Genomic DNA, 16,678 nt, shown 5'->3' with positions numbered 1-16,678 from the left:
TTTTGATTGATATTTATGAGGGGGAGGTATTGGTGTGAACCAGCATAAAATCACGATCACTCAGTATAATCCGAAGTATGCTGAACAAACAGTGAGAATGTGGCGAGATAGTAAAGAACAGGCCATCCGTCAGAAAGAAATTCATAGTTTTGAAAATCACGTATATTTTTTAGATCATATATTACCTGAACAGTTTCAAGTAGATTTAGCATTAATTGAAGAAAATGTAGTTGGAATGGCTGCCTACAATGAGAGGGAAATAAGCCAGCTTTATATTCATATCGATTATCAAGGAATCGGAATAGGTCAAACATTATTAGAAAAAATAAAGGCCCAATCAAGTGGAAGATTAACATTACACACGTTTGAAATAAATAAGAATGCCCAACGATTTTATGAAAAGAATGGATTTGAAATCATAGGCAGAGGGCATGAAAATGAAGAAAATTTACCTGATATTCAATATGAATGGGTTGAAAACAAGTGTTAAATTTTCGATCCCCTTGTGGTTAGGAACAAGGGGATTCTTTTCGATGCTTAAAGTTGATTTAAAACTGTCGGAATAAAATCCTCATAACTCTCAATATGAAAATCCGCTTCAATGTTTGGATTTTGAAAGGCTACCGTTTTAATCTTTAATTGTCTTGCCGGAATTAAATCTAACTCCCGGTCACCCACCACCAGATCAATAGAATGGGTTTTAAGGACATATTCATACGAAGAAACGTGAGGCTTTCTCGTAAAACCATCTTCTTCAACAGAAACAATTTCTTTAAAGTATTTCGCCAAATGAAATTGATCAAGTAGATACTTAGTCGATTCCTTATCTCGATGAGTAACAATAATATTTTGATCAACAGAAGCTAAGGCATCTCCTATGTAATCAAATGGTCTGCTGCTCTGCTTCGAATAATGATTATGAAATTTTTCAAATTCGCCTCTTTGATCCTCACTAATACCATAGTGTTTAAAGGCGGTTTTGGAATCTAATTTAAGCCATTTCAAGACTTCGATACGGTCGAGGTCTTTTTGACTAACCTTTACAAACCCCTCTACAAGTGATGGATAGGTATCAAATATGGTTCCATCAAAATCCCATAATACGTTCATAACACTCTCTCCCTTCAAAAAAAGATTCGGTAAAGATGTTACCATATCTTTTATGAATTACATAATAATGAAGGTGAAAACCGCTACTTAATAGTCTAAATATGGTAATATTCTTTAATAAGAAGGGGCTGATTACCATTGAAACAAGAGAAAAGTTTCCGTATATCTATTTTTTTCTAGAGCCAAATATTGTGTTTGTATATCAAGTGGAAGAGTTACGCTACTTAACATTAAAAGAAATGTCCCATCGTGGAGAATGGCATACATACGAACTCCATCATGAAGAGGAATTTGCCGCCTTTAACCATGAAGAAAGTGAACCGCTGATTGGCCGAGGTTACTCCATCAGTCAGGAAGTGCACAACATGATGCTCGGAAAAATTAATCAACTCATACATAAGAATCGATTAGCTGTTTCTCCATCAGAGGGTGACGTCCACCTCGCCTGTTCTGAATCTACAGCTGGTGCACTCAGGTATGGGCTGAAACGCCCTAAAACGGTAATAGGTTTCCAAGCTTTTTTTGACATCGGGCCAGTATGGCAGCTCGACCAGAAACCAGGGCAAACGAAACGGTTTGAATGGATAAATGAAAATATCAATCTGGAGCAGGATCATTTTGAAATTGAGAATAGCTTTAACAATACGCTTTTGGAGATTTCAGAGATACCTGGGAATGTACCCGTTTATTTATGGACAGCCGATAATGGAGAGGAGCAAACAGGTGTCCGATTTATCCTGCAATTATTAAAGGATAAAGCCAACGAAGTGATCCTGTTGAATACAACCGAGCTCTTTGAAAAAGGGAATTTCTTAAAAGAAGATGAAGTGCAGACAATGTATCATTCAAGTGGGGTTCACCCGAAAAATCTAAAACTTCTATTTGAGCAAAATAAAACCCAGGCACCGTTATCTGATCTGGAACGAGTGAAGTTTCAACGAGAATGGGAATCACTGGCGCAAACAGAGGATGTCCTTCGAATTTGGAAAAATGGGAGAGTAGAGGGTGTCCCCGAAGATTATTACGATCAGCTCATCATCAAGACGATTGAAAGGTTACACAACGAGCAGCTTCAGAAGGACTTTATCTTGGCAGCTAAAGTGATTGGTGAAATGATAGGCCAGAATGACGGGTGCATCGGTGATTTTTATTTAGAATACCGAATTAGGCATTTAATCTATAGCGGGGTTCTGGAGTTAAAAGGTGTCCCGAGATCAATGAGGCATTACCGTGTGAAAATGCGTTAGAAAAGAGGGGGTCATCGGATGGTAGAACCATTTTTTCATGGATTTATTCTTGCGCTTGGACTCATTCTGCCCCTTGGAGTTCAAAATGTTTTTGTTTTCAATCAAGGGGCAATGCAGCCGCGATTTATAAAAGCATTACCTGTAGTCATCACAGCAGCTTTGTGTGATACTCTTTTAATCTTGGTATCCGTTTTAGGTGTATCCCTACTGATTTTGAGTTCCATTTGGATAAAAACGATTCTTATTGGGGGCGGGATTGTTTTTTTACTCTACATGGGCTGGACGACCTGGAATAGCAAACCAAGTATGGACCGAGAAGAAGTCGCTAAGAAATTTCCCCTAAAGAAACAAGTGTTGTTCGCGGCCTCGGTTTCGTTACTGAACCCGCATGCCATTCTGGACACGATAGGAGTAATTGGAACAAGCTCGTTAAGCTACCAAGGAGAAGAAAAAGTCATTTTTACTGTTTCTTGTATCTTGGTTTCGTGGATTTGGTTTGTGGGTCTAGCCCTAATGGGGCGGCTTAGTGGAAAACTCGATAAATCAGGAAGGTTTATGCTCGTTTTAAATAAAATCTCTGCCGTGGTCATGTGGGGTGCAGCGGTTTATCTAGTTTTGTCTTTATTTTAGGCTTGTTTTTACGATTAATCTTGGTTAGTTAGTGAATCCAGTATGTTTATTTGCAAATTTACAAGTTTTATTTGCGGATACAGCCAATTTATTTGCGAATCAAATAGGCGAACTATGACCTCTATTGTTCGCCTATTATTTTTCCATAGATGCTGCTATTTCTTGCATCTTACGTGCCACGAGGGGATATAAGTTATTCCTTGCACTTGCAGTGGAGTTTCCGCCGAAAAACCCAGTTCCCGGGCAGGTTTTAACATTATAGTCCGGACCGTTATCTAATACCCTTTCACCTGTTCTTAAATTCCACCAATGATGGTAGGTGATACTGTCAATGGAGGGAGTTAACCCGAATTTAATACAAAGCAATGCCGTGATTGTCACAATGGTATCCTTTTGTTCCTGTGTCATAACATCATGACCGATATCGAAGTTACCAACATTTTCGATGGTGAGCCCTGTAGTGTTTGCTCTTACCCCGATCGTGCCTTCAGGAGCGATGTTAAATGGCCTCGAAACAGCGACTTTCCCATCTGGAAAAGTAGTGATATTTTGCGCAATCGTTTTCCATCCCATTTCTTTTACATGAAAATTTTCCATCCCTTTCAGCATATTAAAATGATTGGAACCATGAAATTGCTTATATGATGGCAACCAGGTGTGATGATGTTGGATGATGTTTATTTTTCTAGTAAATTGATTATGAAATAACCAGTTCCCAAATTCCTCCTTCGTCATCAGAATATGTTGTCCGTCCATGTTCATCCTTTTAGGGGAAATCATTAATTTTTGTCCTAAATATAGCTGATTAGAAGTAAGACCATTCGTTATTTTTATTGCCTCAGCTGAGGAATGATAGTCCGCTGAAATCTGATCAAGGCTGTCCTCGGCCATCACTTCATAAAGAATCGGAACATACAATTTCTGACCCGCAGCTAATGTATCGGATTGCAGTCCATTCGTTCGTTTCAAATCTTCTACAGTCGTGCCATATGTATGTGCAATTGCCGGTAAAGAATCCCCTGATTTGACTATATACAGATTGCTCGGGGTATTTATAGCCGCATGTACGGGAGATATATTGATTAGCAAGATATATCCTAAAATAACAAGAACGATTTTTTTCCTCATTTTGATTTCCTTTCCTAGTGGCAGCATAACGATTTGCTAATAGTTTGTAGAATAGCAATAGGATTATTCAAATGAATGATAGTTAATTTTTGAAAAGAGGATTTAGGGGTTTCGTAAAGTAAGATGTACCTGTGCGGTCACGAAAAAGCTAAATCTTAATTCGCAAGTAAACAGTTGATATTCGCGAGTAACCTCATCAAATTCGCGAGTAACCAGCCAAAATTCACGAGTAACCAAGAAAAAAGACGAACAGTTCGATGCTGTTCGCCTTGATTAATTATTAAACAAATCGATTACGACCAGACAGCATCCCAAAAACCATCACTATTAAAGAAATCACGATTAATGTGGTCAATGGAACTGTCCATATGTGGGTTTTATCATATAAATATCCAATAAACAAAGGGCCTATTGCGGCTAGAATATAACCAGTGGATTGTGCCATTCCTGATAACTCCACAGCCTGATTGGCATTCCGAGCACGAAGACCTATATAGCTCAAAGCGAGTGGAAACAATCCCCCCAACCCAATCCCAATTAAAGTAATGCTGGCGATTAAAACGGGATAGGATGAACCTAATAGTAATCCACCATAACCAAAAATAGAACACAAACTTAACAAGAGTGCAATCCATACTTGGGAACGAAATCGTCCGGCGATGACAGGGATAAAAAAACTAGCAGGTAATCCTACTAATTGGGTAAATGAAAGCATCCAGCCAGCTGTCCCCATACTCATTCCACGACTATGTAAGATTTCAGGCAACCAAGAAATCGTTACATAAAACAAAAAGGATTGAAATCCCATAAAGATGGCAATTTGCCAAGCGAGGGGTGAACGCCAGATTATCGTCGAGGCAGAACTAACTCGTTTTATTCCTTTTTGACTTCCTTGATTCATTTTGAGAAGAAAAGCCCAAACGAAAATAGCCGCAACTACCGGTATTCCCCAGACGATCAGAGCCCCCTGCCATCCAAGATTTAAGCCATCTGCTAACGGAACGCTAATCCCTGATGCTAATGAGGCAATCAAACCCATGGAAGTGGAATAAACGCTGGTCATTAAACCAAATTTATGTGGGAATTTATCCTTAACAACAGCGGGTAAAAGAACATTTCCGATGGCAATACCCGCGCCAACCAAAAGAGTCCCCATGAAAAGAAAAAACGTCATCGGGATGGATCGAATACCTATACCGATTAAAAGAGAGATTAGCCCCAGTAGTAAAGTCATTTCATTTGTTAACCGGTTGGCGAGTTTTGGAACAATGGGTGACATAGTGGCAAAAACAAGTAGTGGCAAACTCATTAATAAGCCTGCACTCCAATGGGCCAGCCCCACATTTTCTTGAATCATTCCAATTAACGGACCTACTGATGTAATCGCGGGGCGTAAATTAAAGGCGACAAGCACAATCCCAATAACGAGTAAAAATATATAGGTCGATCGTGTTTTAGCATTGGATTTTTGTAATGGCACTAAATGAACTCCTCTCTCACGAACAAACTTTCTAAAAGTATAACATAGTGAACTAAGCTAGAGCCAAATGGAGTTATATTTAAAGGGAAAAGCGTCTAAAGTATTTTTGCCAAAAAAAAGACGAACAGTCACTATTACTGTCCGTCTTTCGTGGTATCCGCTGTCATGGATGACCCTGCAGGTCGATCTCCATTTTGTAACTCAGCAATGGTCAAGCCAAAATTCATCTCTAAATGGGGATAATCTTTAAATTGGGTCCAATCCCCGCCCCATTGAAATCCTAGAACCTTTGCCATTTCAACGACCTCGGCCCAATCCGCTTTCCCGTTTTTATTTCCATCATACTGCCTATCCCAAATGACATCTCCTGAAGGAGTTTTTAGCGCAAAATCAATGGCAAGCCCAAAATTGTGGTAAGATTCTCCTCCTTTTGCATAAGTGACAATCGTTCCGTCTGCTGTCCGTCCTTTTTCATAAAGTCGGTTCTGATCTTCGGCACTTCGGAAACCATCCGTAATGACAATCACAATTCCCTTTTTCGCAGATTGTTGAATCAATTGATTGCTCCGTTCTTTCACAATCGGATGAAGTTCAGTTGGGTAAGAATCAGAATGATTTATTTTTGAGTCCGTAAAAGGAGTGGATTCCTTATCAAAAAATATAAAGAATAGGATAGCGGTCAACACAAGGAGAAATAAATAAATGGAACTTCCTATCCGTTTTCGTTTCAAGTCTGCATATTCCTTTCGCTTTCAAAAATTTCTTCATTATCTAAGACGAAAAAAATAGGCTAATTGTTTCATATTATTATATACCATATTATGGATCGAACTGAAAGAACATGTTAACGAACTCATGATTAAGGGATATACAGAGGAGGAGGCATTGTTTCGGGTAATTTGTTCATTAGAACTTGGCAGAAAAGGGCATGAAATTGCTCTCATTGAAACGAGGAATTTGAAGGTTAATAAACTTTTCTAATTCTCGATAAACGGACGGTGAAGGAATTTTGTTGTTCATCTTTCAATGAAAGGATTTGTTCACGCAAATTAAGACAATAGACACGCCCTTTTATGGTTTGTGAAATGCCATTTTTATCATAGTCAATGGTAACAAGTTTTCTTTCAGACAATTTTTTCAAAAACATCTATATCCCTTCTTTCAAAAGTAATGGTTCAACCATTACCATTGTAAATTGAGGATATTAAGAAATGATGAAGAAGATGTTAAGGAAAGGTGTTAAAAAAGTAAATTTTTAAAAGGTCGTAGGAGACTGCGCTTTTTTCACGATGGGTAACTCACTTAAAAAAGTTGCACCCAAAACTAAAACACCACCAATCATTTGAATCATTGTCATGCCTTCACTTAAGAAAATCGCCGCAATAATCACGGCGGAAATCGGGTCGATATAGCTTAGAGCAGCCACTGTTTGTCCTTTTAGTTCTTGGATTGAAGTAAAATATAAAAAATAAGCAAACCCTGTATGTACAATGCCAAGGATCAGAATAAAAATAATAGACTTTGAGTTCAAACCTGCAAAGTCAAGATTACCTTGCCACCATATGTAGGGAAACAAGACCAAAGCAGCTACCATCAATTGCACTAACGTAGTTTCAAAGCCGGATAAATTTTTGATAAATTTGTTCATTAACACAATACTTGCATAGAATGCTGCCGCTAAAAGACCGTAGAAAATACCCAGTGCATGTTGTTCCGAGCCGCCTGCGCCGCCGGCTCCACTAGGATTCACGATTAGATATAGACCAACCATGGCTGTGATAATACAAACAACCTTCCTACTCGTCAATTTTTCTTTCAGAACCCACGGTGCCAACATCATGACAAAGATTGGTGCAAAATAATAGCTAATGGTAGCGTTGGAGATCGTCGTATACCGATAAGACTCAAAGAGGAAGATCCAATTTAGGCCAATCGCCGCACCCGATAACAGAAGAAGAACTGCATTCTTCTTTATAGCTTTAAATGATGGCTTATGCTTCACTAGGAAACTAGCAAGAAGCAGGAACAGACTTCCGATTACTCCTCTTAAGAATGCAATTTCACTTGAAGTCAAATCGATTCTTTTTACAAAAACGCCGATGCTCCCAAAAATGAGCATAGTTATGATGAGTCTCATTTTCCCGTTCATGTTGATTCCCCCTTATTCTTAATCCAATCACAAAGTGAGTAAATTCTCAACTGCTAAAAAATCGTATGAAGGACATTTTGTTAGGAAATGCAGCGGAAATGTCCTTCATTGGGGTTATGAAGAACATTTTGTTGGGAAAAGAAGTGGGAAATGTCCTTCATAAGTGAAATAAAGAAATGGTGAAGGAATCTCGCTGCGATGATGATCATCTAATAGTAAAAATCGGCACATGAAACCAGAAAAGGAAAAAGACTGTAATAGGTACTGATAAAATATACGCCCACAAAGGGTATCTATAATGAAGCAAAAGCATAAGAACCATTATGCTTGCAAATAAAATAGACCAACCATATGTCCAGCCGTGATGATAAACGCAAAGTCCAAGGCGAACCATAAAATATTCGAAAACTGCCCAAAGAAAAATCCAAAACAAAATATATAGTAGCTGCTTAAAGAAGTTTCGTTTAGGAAAACGAAACAAAAAAATGAGCAGCGTACTTGGATAGATAATGAACATAATAAAGAGGTTATTAAACAAATGGTTCGGCAGCAGGTTTGGCGGACTGGGATAGTTCCACAACGGAAAATCCTGCGTGAACAAGTTGTAAAGCATGTCACCGATTATAAAATATTGGATGGTGCTGAGATACTGGCGCCAATTTTTCCAATCTCCCCATTTCCAGGCGCAAAGGATGGAGATAAAGCCAATTGTAATAAGAAACATAAGATCCACCTTTTTGGGAGAATGATGTTAGTATTCCTCAATGTGCTGTAAATCATTTATTATTTTTCCATATTTTATTCAAAACGGTAAGATAATAATAATTTAAAAAAATTAAAATCTGTATTATATTGATAAGAAAAGGTAATCTTTTTCGAAAGGAAGTGTAAGGCTTGTCAAACCAAATAACAAAAAACGACAATACTTTTAAACGTTACAGTGCAGATTGCGAGAATTGTTTTGGACTATGCTGTGTAGCGTTGCCTTATGCCAAGTCTGCCGATTTTCCACTTGATAAAGATAGTGGGACTCCTTGTTCCAACTTGCGAGGAGATTATCGTTGTGAGATTCACAGCAATCTGAGAAATAAAGGATTTCGTGGCTGCACTGTATATGAATGCTTTGGTGCAGGGCAAAAGGTATCACAAGTCACCTTTGATGGAAATAATTGGCGGGATTATCCAGAGTCGGCTAAGGAAATGTTTGATGTATTACCGATCATGCAGCAGCTTCATGAAATGCTTTATTATTTAAATGAAGCTCTTAATTTAGAAGATACTCAACCTATTTACCATGACTTGCAGAAAGCTTTAGATGAAACAGAAAAACTAACTTATTTAGGTGCAAAATCTATTATGGAACTAAATGTACCTGCCCATAGAGCAATGATCAATCAGCTACTTATACGAACTAGTGAACTAGTTCGTGCGAAAGTGCCGCCTAATAAAAAAATAAACCGTGGAATTGACCTAGTAGGTGCAAAATTAAAAGGTGCTAACCTAAGAGGTGCTAACTTACGAGGAGCCTTACTGATTGCAGCTGACCTTAGAGAAGCAGACCTAAGAGTGGCTGACCTAATCGGTGCCGACCTAAGAGATGCTGATTTATGTGGTGCTAATCTTACAGGGAGTATTTTTCTCACACAGGCACAAATTAACTCAGCCAAGGGCGATATGGCTACTAAATTACCAGCTTCATTAAGTAAACCTGATCATTGGCAAAAAGCAACTGAATAATGTTTTTTATTTCTCCATCCATCTAGTATGCGAAAAATGAAAAGCCTTTCAGTTGTATGTTAAAATTAGGTATAAAAAGGAGGAATAAATAATGCCAACTAATTTGAAAGATACGACTACATTACATAATGGTGTAAAAATGCCGTGGCTAGGTTTAGGCGTTTTTAAAGTTAAAGAAGGGGAAGAGGTTGTCGAGTCCGTAAAAGCAGCAATCCGTAATGGTTACATAAGTATTGATACCGCAGCGGTTTATGGGAACGAAGAGGGTGTCGGGCAAGCGATTCGTGAATCGGGAAACGCTCGTGAAGAATTGTTTGTAACTTCAAAGGTTTGGAATTCGGATCAAGGTTATGAAACAACATTAAAGGCATTCGAAACCAGCCTTAATAAGCTCGGACTTGATTACTTGGATCTTTATTTAATTCATTGGCCAGGTAAAGATAAATATAAAGATACCTGGAAGGCTTTAGAAAAGTTATACAAAGATGGGCGCGTTCGCGCGATTGGCGTAAGTAACTTCCATGTTCATCATTTAGAAGATTTAATTAGTTCAGCGGAAATTAAACCAATGGTCAATCAAGTGGAGTACCATCCACATTTAACACAAAAAGATCTTCAGGCATTTTGTGTGAAGGAAGGAATTCAACTAGAAGCATGGTCTCCTTTAAAACAAGGGAAGCTTTTGGAAGAGCCTGTTCTTGTCGACATTGCCCACAAATATAATAAATCCGTCGCTCAAGTGATTTTACGCTGGGATCTTCAAAATGGAGTGGTTACCATTCCAAAATCAATCAAGGAACATCGCATTATTGAAAATGCAGATGTGTTTGATTTTGAATTGTCCGCAGAGGATATGGAAAAAATCTCTGGCTTAAATCAGGATAGCCGCGCTGGATCCAATCCAGATGAGATGACCACAGGGTTTTAATAGTAGAATAAAAAAGGGTGCGAAACACGGTTTCGCACCCTTTTTATATACATAAATTCCCCTAATACTGGAAAACTAGATATAAATTAGGGGTGGTTCAGAATAATGAAAAAGATTTTAAAATCACTTAAGAAAACATTCAATACAGAACCACAATTTAGTGAAAAATCCAATGTGAAAGAGATTGAATTAAAGAAACAAGATATTAGTCGACAGTATGATGAAAATTTAGAGACTTTTAAATCGATTTTTTCTGTACCGAAAAATATGGATGTTAGAATACGTGAGTTTACGATCCGTTCCCAAAATCGCCGTGCCTTTATCATTTACCTTTGTACGATGTCAGATGAAGAACAGATTCAAAGAGGCATTTTAGAACCGTTGCTTGGAAACGCGAGGCATACAGGGAAAATTCGAGATATTGTGTCCTTCCCTATCCAAACGACATCTACCAATATTGGGAAGATTACGGAATCCATCACTTGTGGCGTCACTGCGCTCTTTGTAGATGGGGATGATCAATGCTATACATTTGAAACGACAAAAATTCAAGGACGCGGCATTGAAAAATCCGATAATGAAGTCATTGTCAAAGGGGCAAAAGAGGCGTTTAATGAAAAGTTAATCGATAATGTTGCGTTGCTCCGTAAAAAAATTCACAATGAAAACCTGATTGTCGAGGTACATGTTATTACGAAACGATCTAGAAATGAGATAGTCCTTGTTTATGAAAAGGATCTGATAAATGATGAACTGCTTCAAAAGATAAAAGATCGGCTGGATAAGATTAATGTAGATAGTATTCTTGAATTAAATATATTGGAGCAATATCTGGAGGAGCGGCCAAGATCCCTATTTCCGACTATATTGAATACGGAACGCCCCGACAGGGCAGCCTCTTTTATTGAAGAAGGGCACATCATTTTATTAATGTCGAATTCTCCCAATTGTCTCGTCCTGCCTGCTACCTTTTGGGCCATGTTCCATTCACCGGAGGATCATTATCTGCGGACACCATATGGTAATTTCATCAGGTTGTTGCGATTCCTTGCTTTATTTATCTCCCTTTTTGCATCATCCGTTTATATTGCAATTACAAATTATCATGTGGGAATGATCCCCCCAGATTTGTTAATGGCTATTGCGGGATCTAGGGAAAGAGTCCCCTTTCCATCTGTAGTTGAAATCCTAATGATGGAAATTGCCTTTGAGCTAATTCGCGAAGCCGGACTCCGTGTGCCATCCCCGATTGGTCCAACCATCGGGATTGTGGGTGCCTTAATTTTGGGTCAGGCCGCTGTTCAAGCCAATATCATAAGCCCTATTGTCATCATTGTGATTGCTTTAAGCGGTTTAAGCTCCTTTATTATCAGTGATACGAGCATGAATTTTGCCATTCGCTTATCTCGCTTTGTGTTTATTTTTGCAGCAGGATTACTTGGAATCTATGGTGTCACCGCTTTAGGTATTGTCGGCCTATATTATTTAGTTTCATTAAAATCATTTGGCACACCTTATTTTGCACCAATGACACCTCATTTCTTCTCAGGAAAGGATTTAATTATTCGTCATGTTCCCATGAAAGTAAGATTTCGACCCGGTTATGTAAAACCAAAGGATATGGTCAAACAAAGAAAGGGATAACGATCTAATGAATCAGCAGCCTGGAAAACTTGGTATTCGAGAATATGTGTCCATCGCGATTTTAATGGTTAGTTTGAAAGCAACAGAAAATACTCCGGCGATTTTGTTTAATAAGGTGCAAAATGCAGCCTGGATGGTCCCTATCCTATCGGCAGGACTCTTTTTTATTCCACTCTTTTTATTACTGAAGACAATGTCGTTATTTGAGGGGAAAAATCTTATTTTTTTGATTCAAAAATTACTTGGAAAGTACATTGGTTTTTTTGTTTGTCTTTTTATTTTTATCATTACTTCGTTTGGTATGTCGTTCGAATCGAGAACCTATACAGATATCATTAGGGCATTTTATTTTAGTACAACGCCCGTCTACGTTCTTTATTCTGTTTTAATGGCCGTTTGTGCCTATGGTGCCAAAAAGGGGATTCAACATGTCGGGTCTGTTGCCTATCTTGTTATTTTTTGGGTTATAATCTCCTTTTTTATTGCATTAGGTTTAAGCACACAAGATAGTAATATTCAAGGAATACTGCCTATTTGGGGTCCAGGAAAACTTGAAATAGTAAAGAAAAGTACACAAAGCCTAAACCTTTGCGCGGATTTTTTTCTGCTTACTATGCTCGTTCCGTACTTAAAGTCAAATAAAGATTTTCGAAAGGGAACTTGGATTGCTTTTATTTTAGTTAGTATCCAAATCAGTGTGGCTACACTTTTATTCCTTTGCTTGTTTGACCAATCTTTAGGGGGAATAGGTTATCCGTTTCATTCGGCCATTCGTTATATTTCACTTGGAAGTTATATTCCGAATATTGAAATCATCTTTTTCGTTATTTGGATTATATCTGCGTTTATTCGCTTCAGCGCCTTTTTGTACATTAATGCTCTGGTGTTCGGTCATATTTTTAAAATAAAGGACTTTGAATTCTTAATCCCATCACTTGCAGCCATTTATTTACTGATTGGGATTATACCGGAATCACCTGTAGAGGTCATGCTTGAGTGGAGATCCATGGTTCAATCCATAATCGGCCCTTCATTTGCGGCCATTTCGCTCATTTTATGGCTGGCCGCACTGTTAAAAGGAGAATTTAAACATGCAAATAACAAAAACGGTTTGTAGAATGATGCTGATTTTCATCATTGTTTTTCCTTTAACAGGTTGTTGGGATCGTGAAGAACTCGAAGATAAGTCCTATGTAATTGGGATTGGACTGGATCATTCCAAACATAAAGGGAAAATCAAAGTTACGATGTTACTTGCTAATCCCGAGGTAGGAAGTATGCAAGGTGGCGGCGGTTCAACGGAAAAGCCGAGGGAGATTATCTCATTTGATGCTAATGATTTTATTGCAGCGAAGGTGACGGCTAATGCGATTATCTCTCGAATTATTAGTTATGATCTTTTAAGAATTATTGTTGTTTCTGAGGAACTTGCAAAAGACCCAACCTTTTATCCTATCATTAACAGTGCTACCTATGATAAGGAAATTCGTTTAAATGCGTATTTGGCTGTATCGAAAGAAAAGGCAAGTGAGTATTTTTTGAAAAATCATCCCAAAATGGAAACAAGACCACATAAGTATTATCAATACATGATTGATCATGGAATTGAAAATGGACTTATCCCCGATTCCACTCTTTTTCGCTTTTTTAAAACAACGGAAAGGGGAACAGATTTGTTTTTAGCCATGAACACAACAGCTGTAAGGGAAAAGCATCCAAAATATAAAGGGGAAGATGAGTACTATGCGGGGCAAGTGAATGCATCGGGAGAATTTGATGATACTCAATTTATCGGGTCTGCACTGTTTAAGAATGGCGTGATGATTGGTAAATTGACCGGTCAAGAAACAAGTATCGTCAATACTCTTGATGATACAACAAACATTAATGATTTTTTGCTGGATATACCTAACCCCTTTCCCGGAAAACAAAAATCAATTGCAGTCAGAATCATGAAAACAGAAAACAATAAGATAAAAATGAACCTCAAGGATCCCAGACCAAAGATATTTATCAATCTTCCATTGAAGTTTGAAGTGATGTCAAACCCGTCCTTAATCGATTTTTCAAAGAAAAAAAGTCGAGAAATCTTAAAAAAAGCAATAGCCCGCCATACGAAAATAGAACATGAGAAGGTGTTAAAAAAAATACAGACAGAATTTAAAGGTGTACCATATCCATTGTCCCTTAATGCCCGGAAATATTTTGGAACGAATCAGGAATTTAAAAGATTCAATTGGAACAAATCCTTCCTTAAGGCAGACATTTACGTCAATGCGGAAGTAGAAATTGTGGATTATGGCAAAAAACCAAAGAAGGTGGGGAAATAGGTTGACAATAGTCACTGTCATTGTGTTGATCGGTATTGCTATTTATACCGCTGGTTTTGCCGTCGCTTTATGGAGGGAGAAACAAAAATTTGGGGCAGCTGCGGTTATTTTTCTTACTCTGGCTATTCTGGTTCTTCCATTCTTTTCAATTTTAAAATAAGAATAGTGCTTTCTGACTTTCAAAAGGCGCGCAGGATCATCACTGTTCGCCTTTTCCTATGGTATTAAAATGGATACACTTGGTAGATAAGAATACCAATAATGATTCCTGTAATTGCTCCGAAAAAAACCTCCGCCGGTTGATGTCCTAGTAGTTCTTTAAGCTTTTCCCTGGATTCTGTTTTCTTTAAATTAGGATCTTTTAAGGTTTCAATCAAACGATTCCAATCAGCTAACAATGAATTTAACACTTCGGCATGATAGCCTGCATGTCTTCGGACTCCTGTGGCATCATGCATAACAATCATCGATACGACCACGCAAATGGCAAACTCGTTTGATTGAAATCCTGATGTTAACCCAATTGCTGTAGTCAAAGAAATAATGGTTGCTGTATGTGAACTAGGCATGCCGCCCGTACTAAACATAAGATTCCATTTTAATTCTCCTGTGGCTATAAAGTGGATGGGGATTTTTACGAATTGGGCGAATAGCATTCCTAAAAGCGCCGCCAAAATAGGATAAGATAAAAACATCGTGATCCTCCTAATGATTGTCTGTCCTTAGAGTATGACATAAAAACCAAATTGATGAAAAATTTTAAGGCACGATGGAGGGAAAGTCCATGAAAAGATGATTTCTTAAACGGAGTTATGTGAAAATTTCGGGAATCGGGAAAATTAGCTTTTTAACAATGGAGCTTTTTTTTCGAAAAAGTTAAAATAGAAGAACAGATGCCTTAATAGAAAGAGAGATAGCCATATATGCAACTCAATTTTTACAATGAAAAATTCCATAACTCCTTAGAACAATATTCATTAACCGAAAGTCAGCTTCGTTTTACAGGGACTCCAAGAGAGCAAATAAAATTAGCGCAAGAAGATTCTGATCGGCATCCAGTATTAGCTATGGAGGGAGATTCGCTCATTACATTTTTCGTTCTTCATAAACAAGAGGGAGTAAAGCTATACTCAGAAAATCAACATGCCATTTTGCTAAGAGCCTTTTCAACAGACTCCCGGCATCAAGGAAAAGGACATGCAAGCAATGTCCTTACCGCATTGCCTGATTTCGTGAAGGAACATTTTGACGAGATAAACGAAATTGTCTTAGCTGTTAACCTGCAGAATGAAGCAGCCCAACACTTATATAAGAAATCCGGATACGTTGATGAAGGTGAACGAAGAATGGGGAAAAAAGGTGAGTTGATTATCATGAGCTACTATTTATAGTAACTCATGATGATGTTGGATGATATTTTTATGACAAAAGTTAAACATTTCAAAGCAAGTATCGGCTCCACCTTCGCCAAATACCATGATAGCCACGCATGCTATCCCCTCTACTATTAACTATAACGCTAGATTATTAATAAAATATGAATTAGATGTTACTCATTCGTTAACTTTTGGAAAACTAAATTTTAAAAATTATTCTATTAAGGAGCGGGGTAACTAATCGTTAAAATGAAAAATAATTCACTTTGGTTATCATTGGGTTTGTCCCAGCTTCTATTTATAGCTTTGTTACCGGTTTGGCTGCGGCTTTTATCCTATCTCCATCCTGTTGTTCTGGCCGTTGTTTGGATGTGTGTAACAATATTGGGGTTTTTCCTGGTTTACTATGTGCGAAAAGAAACCATCCAAATCTCGAAACCTATCATTAAAAGTATCCTGATTTTATACAGTTGCGGCTTGTTGGTTTTACTATTTTTCCGCCCGGCAAACCAAGATTATAGTCAAATAAATTGGGTCCCATTCAAAACAATCGTGCAGTTTCTCACCGGAAATGGGAGCTTTCTTATTGCTTTTTATAATATAACGGCAAATGTTTTGCTTTTCGTCCCGTTTGGCGTGGCTGCTCTGCTGTTAAACAAGAAACCATCTAGACTTCAGTTAATTTTTATCCCTGCCTTCATCATTCTGCTAATTGAAATAACTCAGCACGTTACAAAGCGCGGCAGTATGGATATTGATGATTTAATCTTGAATTTGCTAGGGGTATGGATTGGCTATGTATTGTATCCGGCGATTCATAAAGTGGTAAAGGTCAAAGGTTCTTAACATCATTAGATCAATTACTAGGCCAACTAGTCCGTTACCATGCGCAGGAATTACTAAAGGACAAAACTCCAAG

At 38.0% G+C, this 16,678-nt stretch carries 19 protein-coding genes; 12 read left to right on the top strand and 7 right to left on the bottom strand.

What is annotated here, in order from left to right; translation table 11 throughout:
* The first annotated feature begins 34 nt into the window (after nt 1–34).
* On the top strand, nt 35–490 hold the full coding sequence (locus BABA_RS00405; RefSeq protein ID WP_007083126.1) for a GNAT family N-acetyltransferase: 456 nt from the start codon (nt 35–37) through the stop codon (nt 488–490).
* 47 nt (nt 491–537) lie between these two features.
* On the opposite strand, the gene BABA_RS00400 is transcribed toward BABA_RS00405, so the two are convergent.
* On the bottom strand, nt 538–1,110 hold the full coding sequence (locus BABA_RS00400) for an HAD-IA family hydrolase (protein WP_007083125.1): 573 nt from the start codon (nt 1,108–1,110) through the stop codon (nt 538–540).
* A gap of 191 nt (nt 1,111–1,301) precedes the next feature.
* On the opposite strand from BABA_RS00400, the gene BABA_RS00395 reads away from it, so the two are divergent.
* Together BABA_RS00395 and BABA_RS00390 are read left to right on the top strand one after the other, a co-directional pair.
* A complete protein-coding gene (locus BABA_RS00395) occupies nt 1,302–2,357 on the top strand; it encodes a DUF1835 domain-containing protein (protein WP_211214147.1) in 1,056 nt (351 codons plus the stop codon).
* A gap of 18 nt (nt 2,358–2,375) precedes the next feature.
* A complete protein-coding gene (locus BABA_RS00390) occupies nt 2,376–2,987 on the top strand; it encodes a LysE/ArgO family amino acid transporter (protein WP_007083123.1) in 612 nt (203 codons plus the stop codon).
* A 135-nt stretch (nt 2,988–3,122) separates the two neighbouring features.
* Here BABA_RS00390 and BABA_RS00385 read toward each other — a convergent pair whose 3' ends face one another.
* The 5 genes from BABA_RS00385 to BABA_RS28450 all read right to left on the bottom strand — a co-directional run bounded on the left by BABA_RS00385 (nt 3,123) and on the right by BABA_RS28450 (nt 8,357).
* A complete protein-coding gene (locus BABA_RS00385) occupies nt 3,123–4,115 on the bottom strand; it encodes a LysM peptidoglycan-binding domain-containing protein (RefSeq protein ID WP_007083122.1) in 993 nt (330 codons plus the stop codon).
* Between the two features lie 280 nt (nt 4,116–4,395).
* Nucleotides 4,396–5,595: a CynX/NimT family MFS transporter gene (locus tag BABA_RS00380; RefSeq protein ID WP_007083121.1), complete on the bottom strand. Its 1,200-nt coding sequence runs from the start codon at nt 5,593–5,595 to the stop codon at nt 4,396–4,398.
* A gap of 134 nt (nt 5,596–5,729) precedes the next feature.
* Entirely contained in the window at nt 5,730–6,326 is a 597-nt protein-coding gene (locus BABA_RS00375; protein ID WP_007083120.1) for a M15 family metallopeptidase, read from the bottom strand.
* 524 nt (nt 6,327–6,850) lie between these two features.
* A complete protein-coding gene (locus BABA_RS00365; protein ID WP_007083118.1) occupies nt 6,851–7,744 on the bottom strand; it encodes a DMT family transporter in 894 nt (297 codons plus the stop codon).
* 205 nt (nt 7,745–7,949) lie between these two features.
* Nucleotides 7,950–8,357, bottom strand: a complete 408-nt coding sequence (locus BABA_RS28450) for a CBO0543 family protein (protein ID WP_420805969.1) — start codon at nt 8,355–8,357, stop codon at nt 7,950–7,952.
* Here BABA_RS28450 and BABA_RS00360 point away from each other — a divergent pair.
* The 7 genes from BABA_RS00360 to BABA_RS27800 all read left to right on the top strand — a co-directional run bounded on the left by BABA_RS00360 (nt 8,283) and on the right by BABA_RS27800 (nt 14,543).
* Nucleotides 8,283–8,519 carry a hypothetical protein gene (locus BABA_RS00360; RefSeq protein ID WP_007083117.1) on the top strand — a complete coding sequence of 79 codons (237 nt, stop codon included), beginning with the start codon at nt 8,283–8,285 and terminating at the stop codon, nt 8,517–8,519. The two genes, BABA_RS28450 and BABA_RS00360, sit on opposite strands and share 75 nt — an antisense overlap.
* 119 nt (nt 8,520–8,638) lie before the next feature.
* The gene (locus tag BABA_RS00355; RefSeq protein WP_007083116.1) at nt 8,639–9,481 is read left to right on the top strand and encodes a pentapeptide repeat-containing protein; all 843 of its coding nucleotides are present in this window, start codon (nt 8,639–8,641) and stop codon (nt 9,479–9,481) included.
* A gap of 91 nt (nt 9,482–9,572) precedes the next feature.
* Nucleotides 9,573–10,409 (top strand): aldo/keto reductase, encoded by an 837-nt coding sequence (locus BABA_RS00350; RefSeq protein ID WP_007083115.1) that lies wholly within the window; start codon nt 9,573–9,575, stop codon nt 10,407–10,409.
* A gap of 105 nt (nt 10,410–10,514) precedes the next feature.
* A complete protein-coding gene (locus BABA_RS00345; RefSeq protein WP_007083114.1) occupies nt 10,515–12,053 on the top strand; it encodes a spore germination protein in 1,539 nt (512 codons plus the stop codon).
* A 7-nt stretch (nt 12,054–12,060) separates the two neighbouring features.
* On the top strand, nt 12,061–13,170 hold the full coding sequence (locus BABA_RS00340) for a GerAB/ArcD/ProY family transporter (RefSeq protein ID WP_007083113.1): 1,110 nt from the start codon (nt 12,061–12,063) through the stop codon (nt 13,168–13,170).
* Complete coding sequence (locus BABA_RS00335; RefSeq protein ID WP_007083112.1) at nt 13,145–14,383, top strand: Ger(x)C family spore germination protein; 1,239 nt, start codon at nt 13,145–13,147, stop codon at nt 14,381–14,383. The genes BABA_RS00340 and BABA_RS00335 overlap by 26 nt, the downstream gene beginning before the upstream one ends.
* 1 nt (nt 14,384) lies before the next feature.
* A complete protein-coding gene (locus BABA_RS27800; RefSeq protein ID WP_157273066.1) occupies nt 14,385–14,543 on the top strand; it encodes a hypothetical protein in 159 nt (52 codons plus the stop codon).
* A gap of 64 nt (nt 14,544–14,607) precedes the next feature.
* On the opposite strand, the gene BABA_RS00330 is transcribed toward BABA_RS27800, so the two are convergent.
* Nucleotides 14,608–15,078 carry a divergent PAP2 family protein gene (locus BABA_RS00330; RefSeq protein ID WP_007083111.1) on the bottom strand — a complete coding sequence of 157 codons (471 nt, stop codon included), beginning with the start codon at nt 15,076–15,078 and terminating at the stop codon, nt 14,608–14,610.
* 228 nt (nt 15,079–15,306) lie between these two features.
* Here BABA_RS00330 and BABA_RS00325 point away from each other — a divergent pair, with 228 nt between their 5' ends.
* The gene (locus tag BABA_RS00325) at nt 15,307–15,774 is read left to right on the top strand and encodes a GNAT family N-acetyltransferase (protein WP_007083110.1); all 468 of its coding nucleotides are present in this window, start codon (nt 15,307–15,309) and stop codon (nt 15,772–15,774) included.
* Between the two features lie 234 nt (nt 15,775–16,008).
* Nucleotides 16,009–16,605 (top strand): VanZ family protein, encoded by a 597-nt coding sequence (locus tag BABA_RS00320; RefSeq protein ID WP_007083109.1) that lies wholly within the window; start codon nt 16,009–16,011, stop codon nt 16,603–16,605.
* Nucleotides 16,606–16,678: the final 73 nt, after the last annotated feature.

The sequence above is a fragment of the Neobacillus bataviensis LMG 21833 genome (assembly GCF_000307875.1).
Lineage (GTDB): Bacteria > Bacillota > Bacilli > Bacillales > Cytobacillaceae > Neobacillus > Neobacillus bataviensis.
The sequence above is the reverse complement of the archived record's forward strand: the minus strand, read 5'-3'. Positions and strand labels throughout refer to the sequence as shown.

Excerpts from the sequence above, each read along its gene's own strand:
- BABA_RS00400 (WP_007083125.1), bottom strand. The coding sequence starts at position 1,110 with ATGAACGTATTATGGGATTTTGATGGAACCATATTTGATACCTATCCA.
- BABA_RS00390 (WP_007083123.1), top strand. The coding sequence starts at position 2,376 with ATGGTAGAACCATTTTTTCATGGATTTATTCTTGCGCTTGGACTCATT.
- BABA_RS00385 (WP_007083122.1), bottom strand. The coding sequence starts at position 4,115 with ATGAGGAAAAAAATCGTTCTTGTTATTTTAGGATATATCTTGCTAATC.
- BABA_RS00365 (WP_007083118.1), bottom strand. The coding sequence starts at position 7,744 with ATGAACGGGAAAATGAGACTCATCATAACTATGCTCATTTTTGGGAGC.
- BABA_RS00360 (WP_007083117.1), top strand. The coding sequence starts at position 8,283 with ATGGTTCGGCAGCAGGTTTGGCGGACTGGGATAGTTCCACAACGGAAA.
- BABA_RS28450 (WP_420805969.1), bottom strand. The coding sequence starts at position 8,357 with ATGCTTTACAACTTGTTCACGCAGGATTTTCCGTTGTGGAACTATCCC.
- BABA_RS00350 (WP_007083115.1), top strand. The coding sequence starts at position 9,573 with ATGCCAACTAATTTGAAAGATACGACTACATTACATAATGGTGTAAAA.
- BABA_RS00345 (WP_007083114.1), top strand. The coding sequence starts at position 10,515 with ATGAAAAAGATTTTAAAATCACTTAAGAAAACATTCAATACAGAACCA.
- BABA_RS00340 (WP_007083113.1), top strand. The coding sequence starts at position 12,061 with ATGAATCAGCAGCCTGGAAAACTTGGTATTCGAGAATATGTGTCCATC.
- BABA_RS00335 (WP_007083112.1), top strand. The coding sequence starts at position 13,145 with ATGCAAATAACAAAAACGGTTTGTAGAATGATGCTGATTTTCATCATT.
- BABA_RS00330 (WP_007083111.1), bottom strand. The coding sequence starts at position 15,078 with ATGTTTTTATCTTATCCTATTTTGGCGGCGCTTTTAGGAATGCTATTC.
- BABA_RS00325 (WP_007083110.1), top strand. The coding sequence starts at position 15,307 with ATGCAACTCAATTTTTACAATGAAAAATTCCATAACTCCTTAGAACAA.
- BABA_RS00320 (WP_007083109.1), top strand. The coding sequence starts at position 16,009 with ATGAAAAATAATTCACTTTGGTTATCATTGGGTTTGTCCCAGCTTCTA.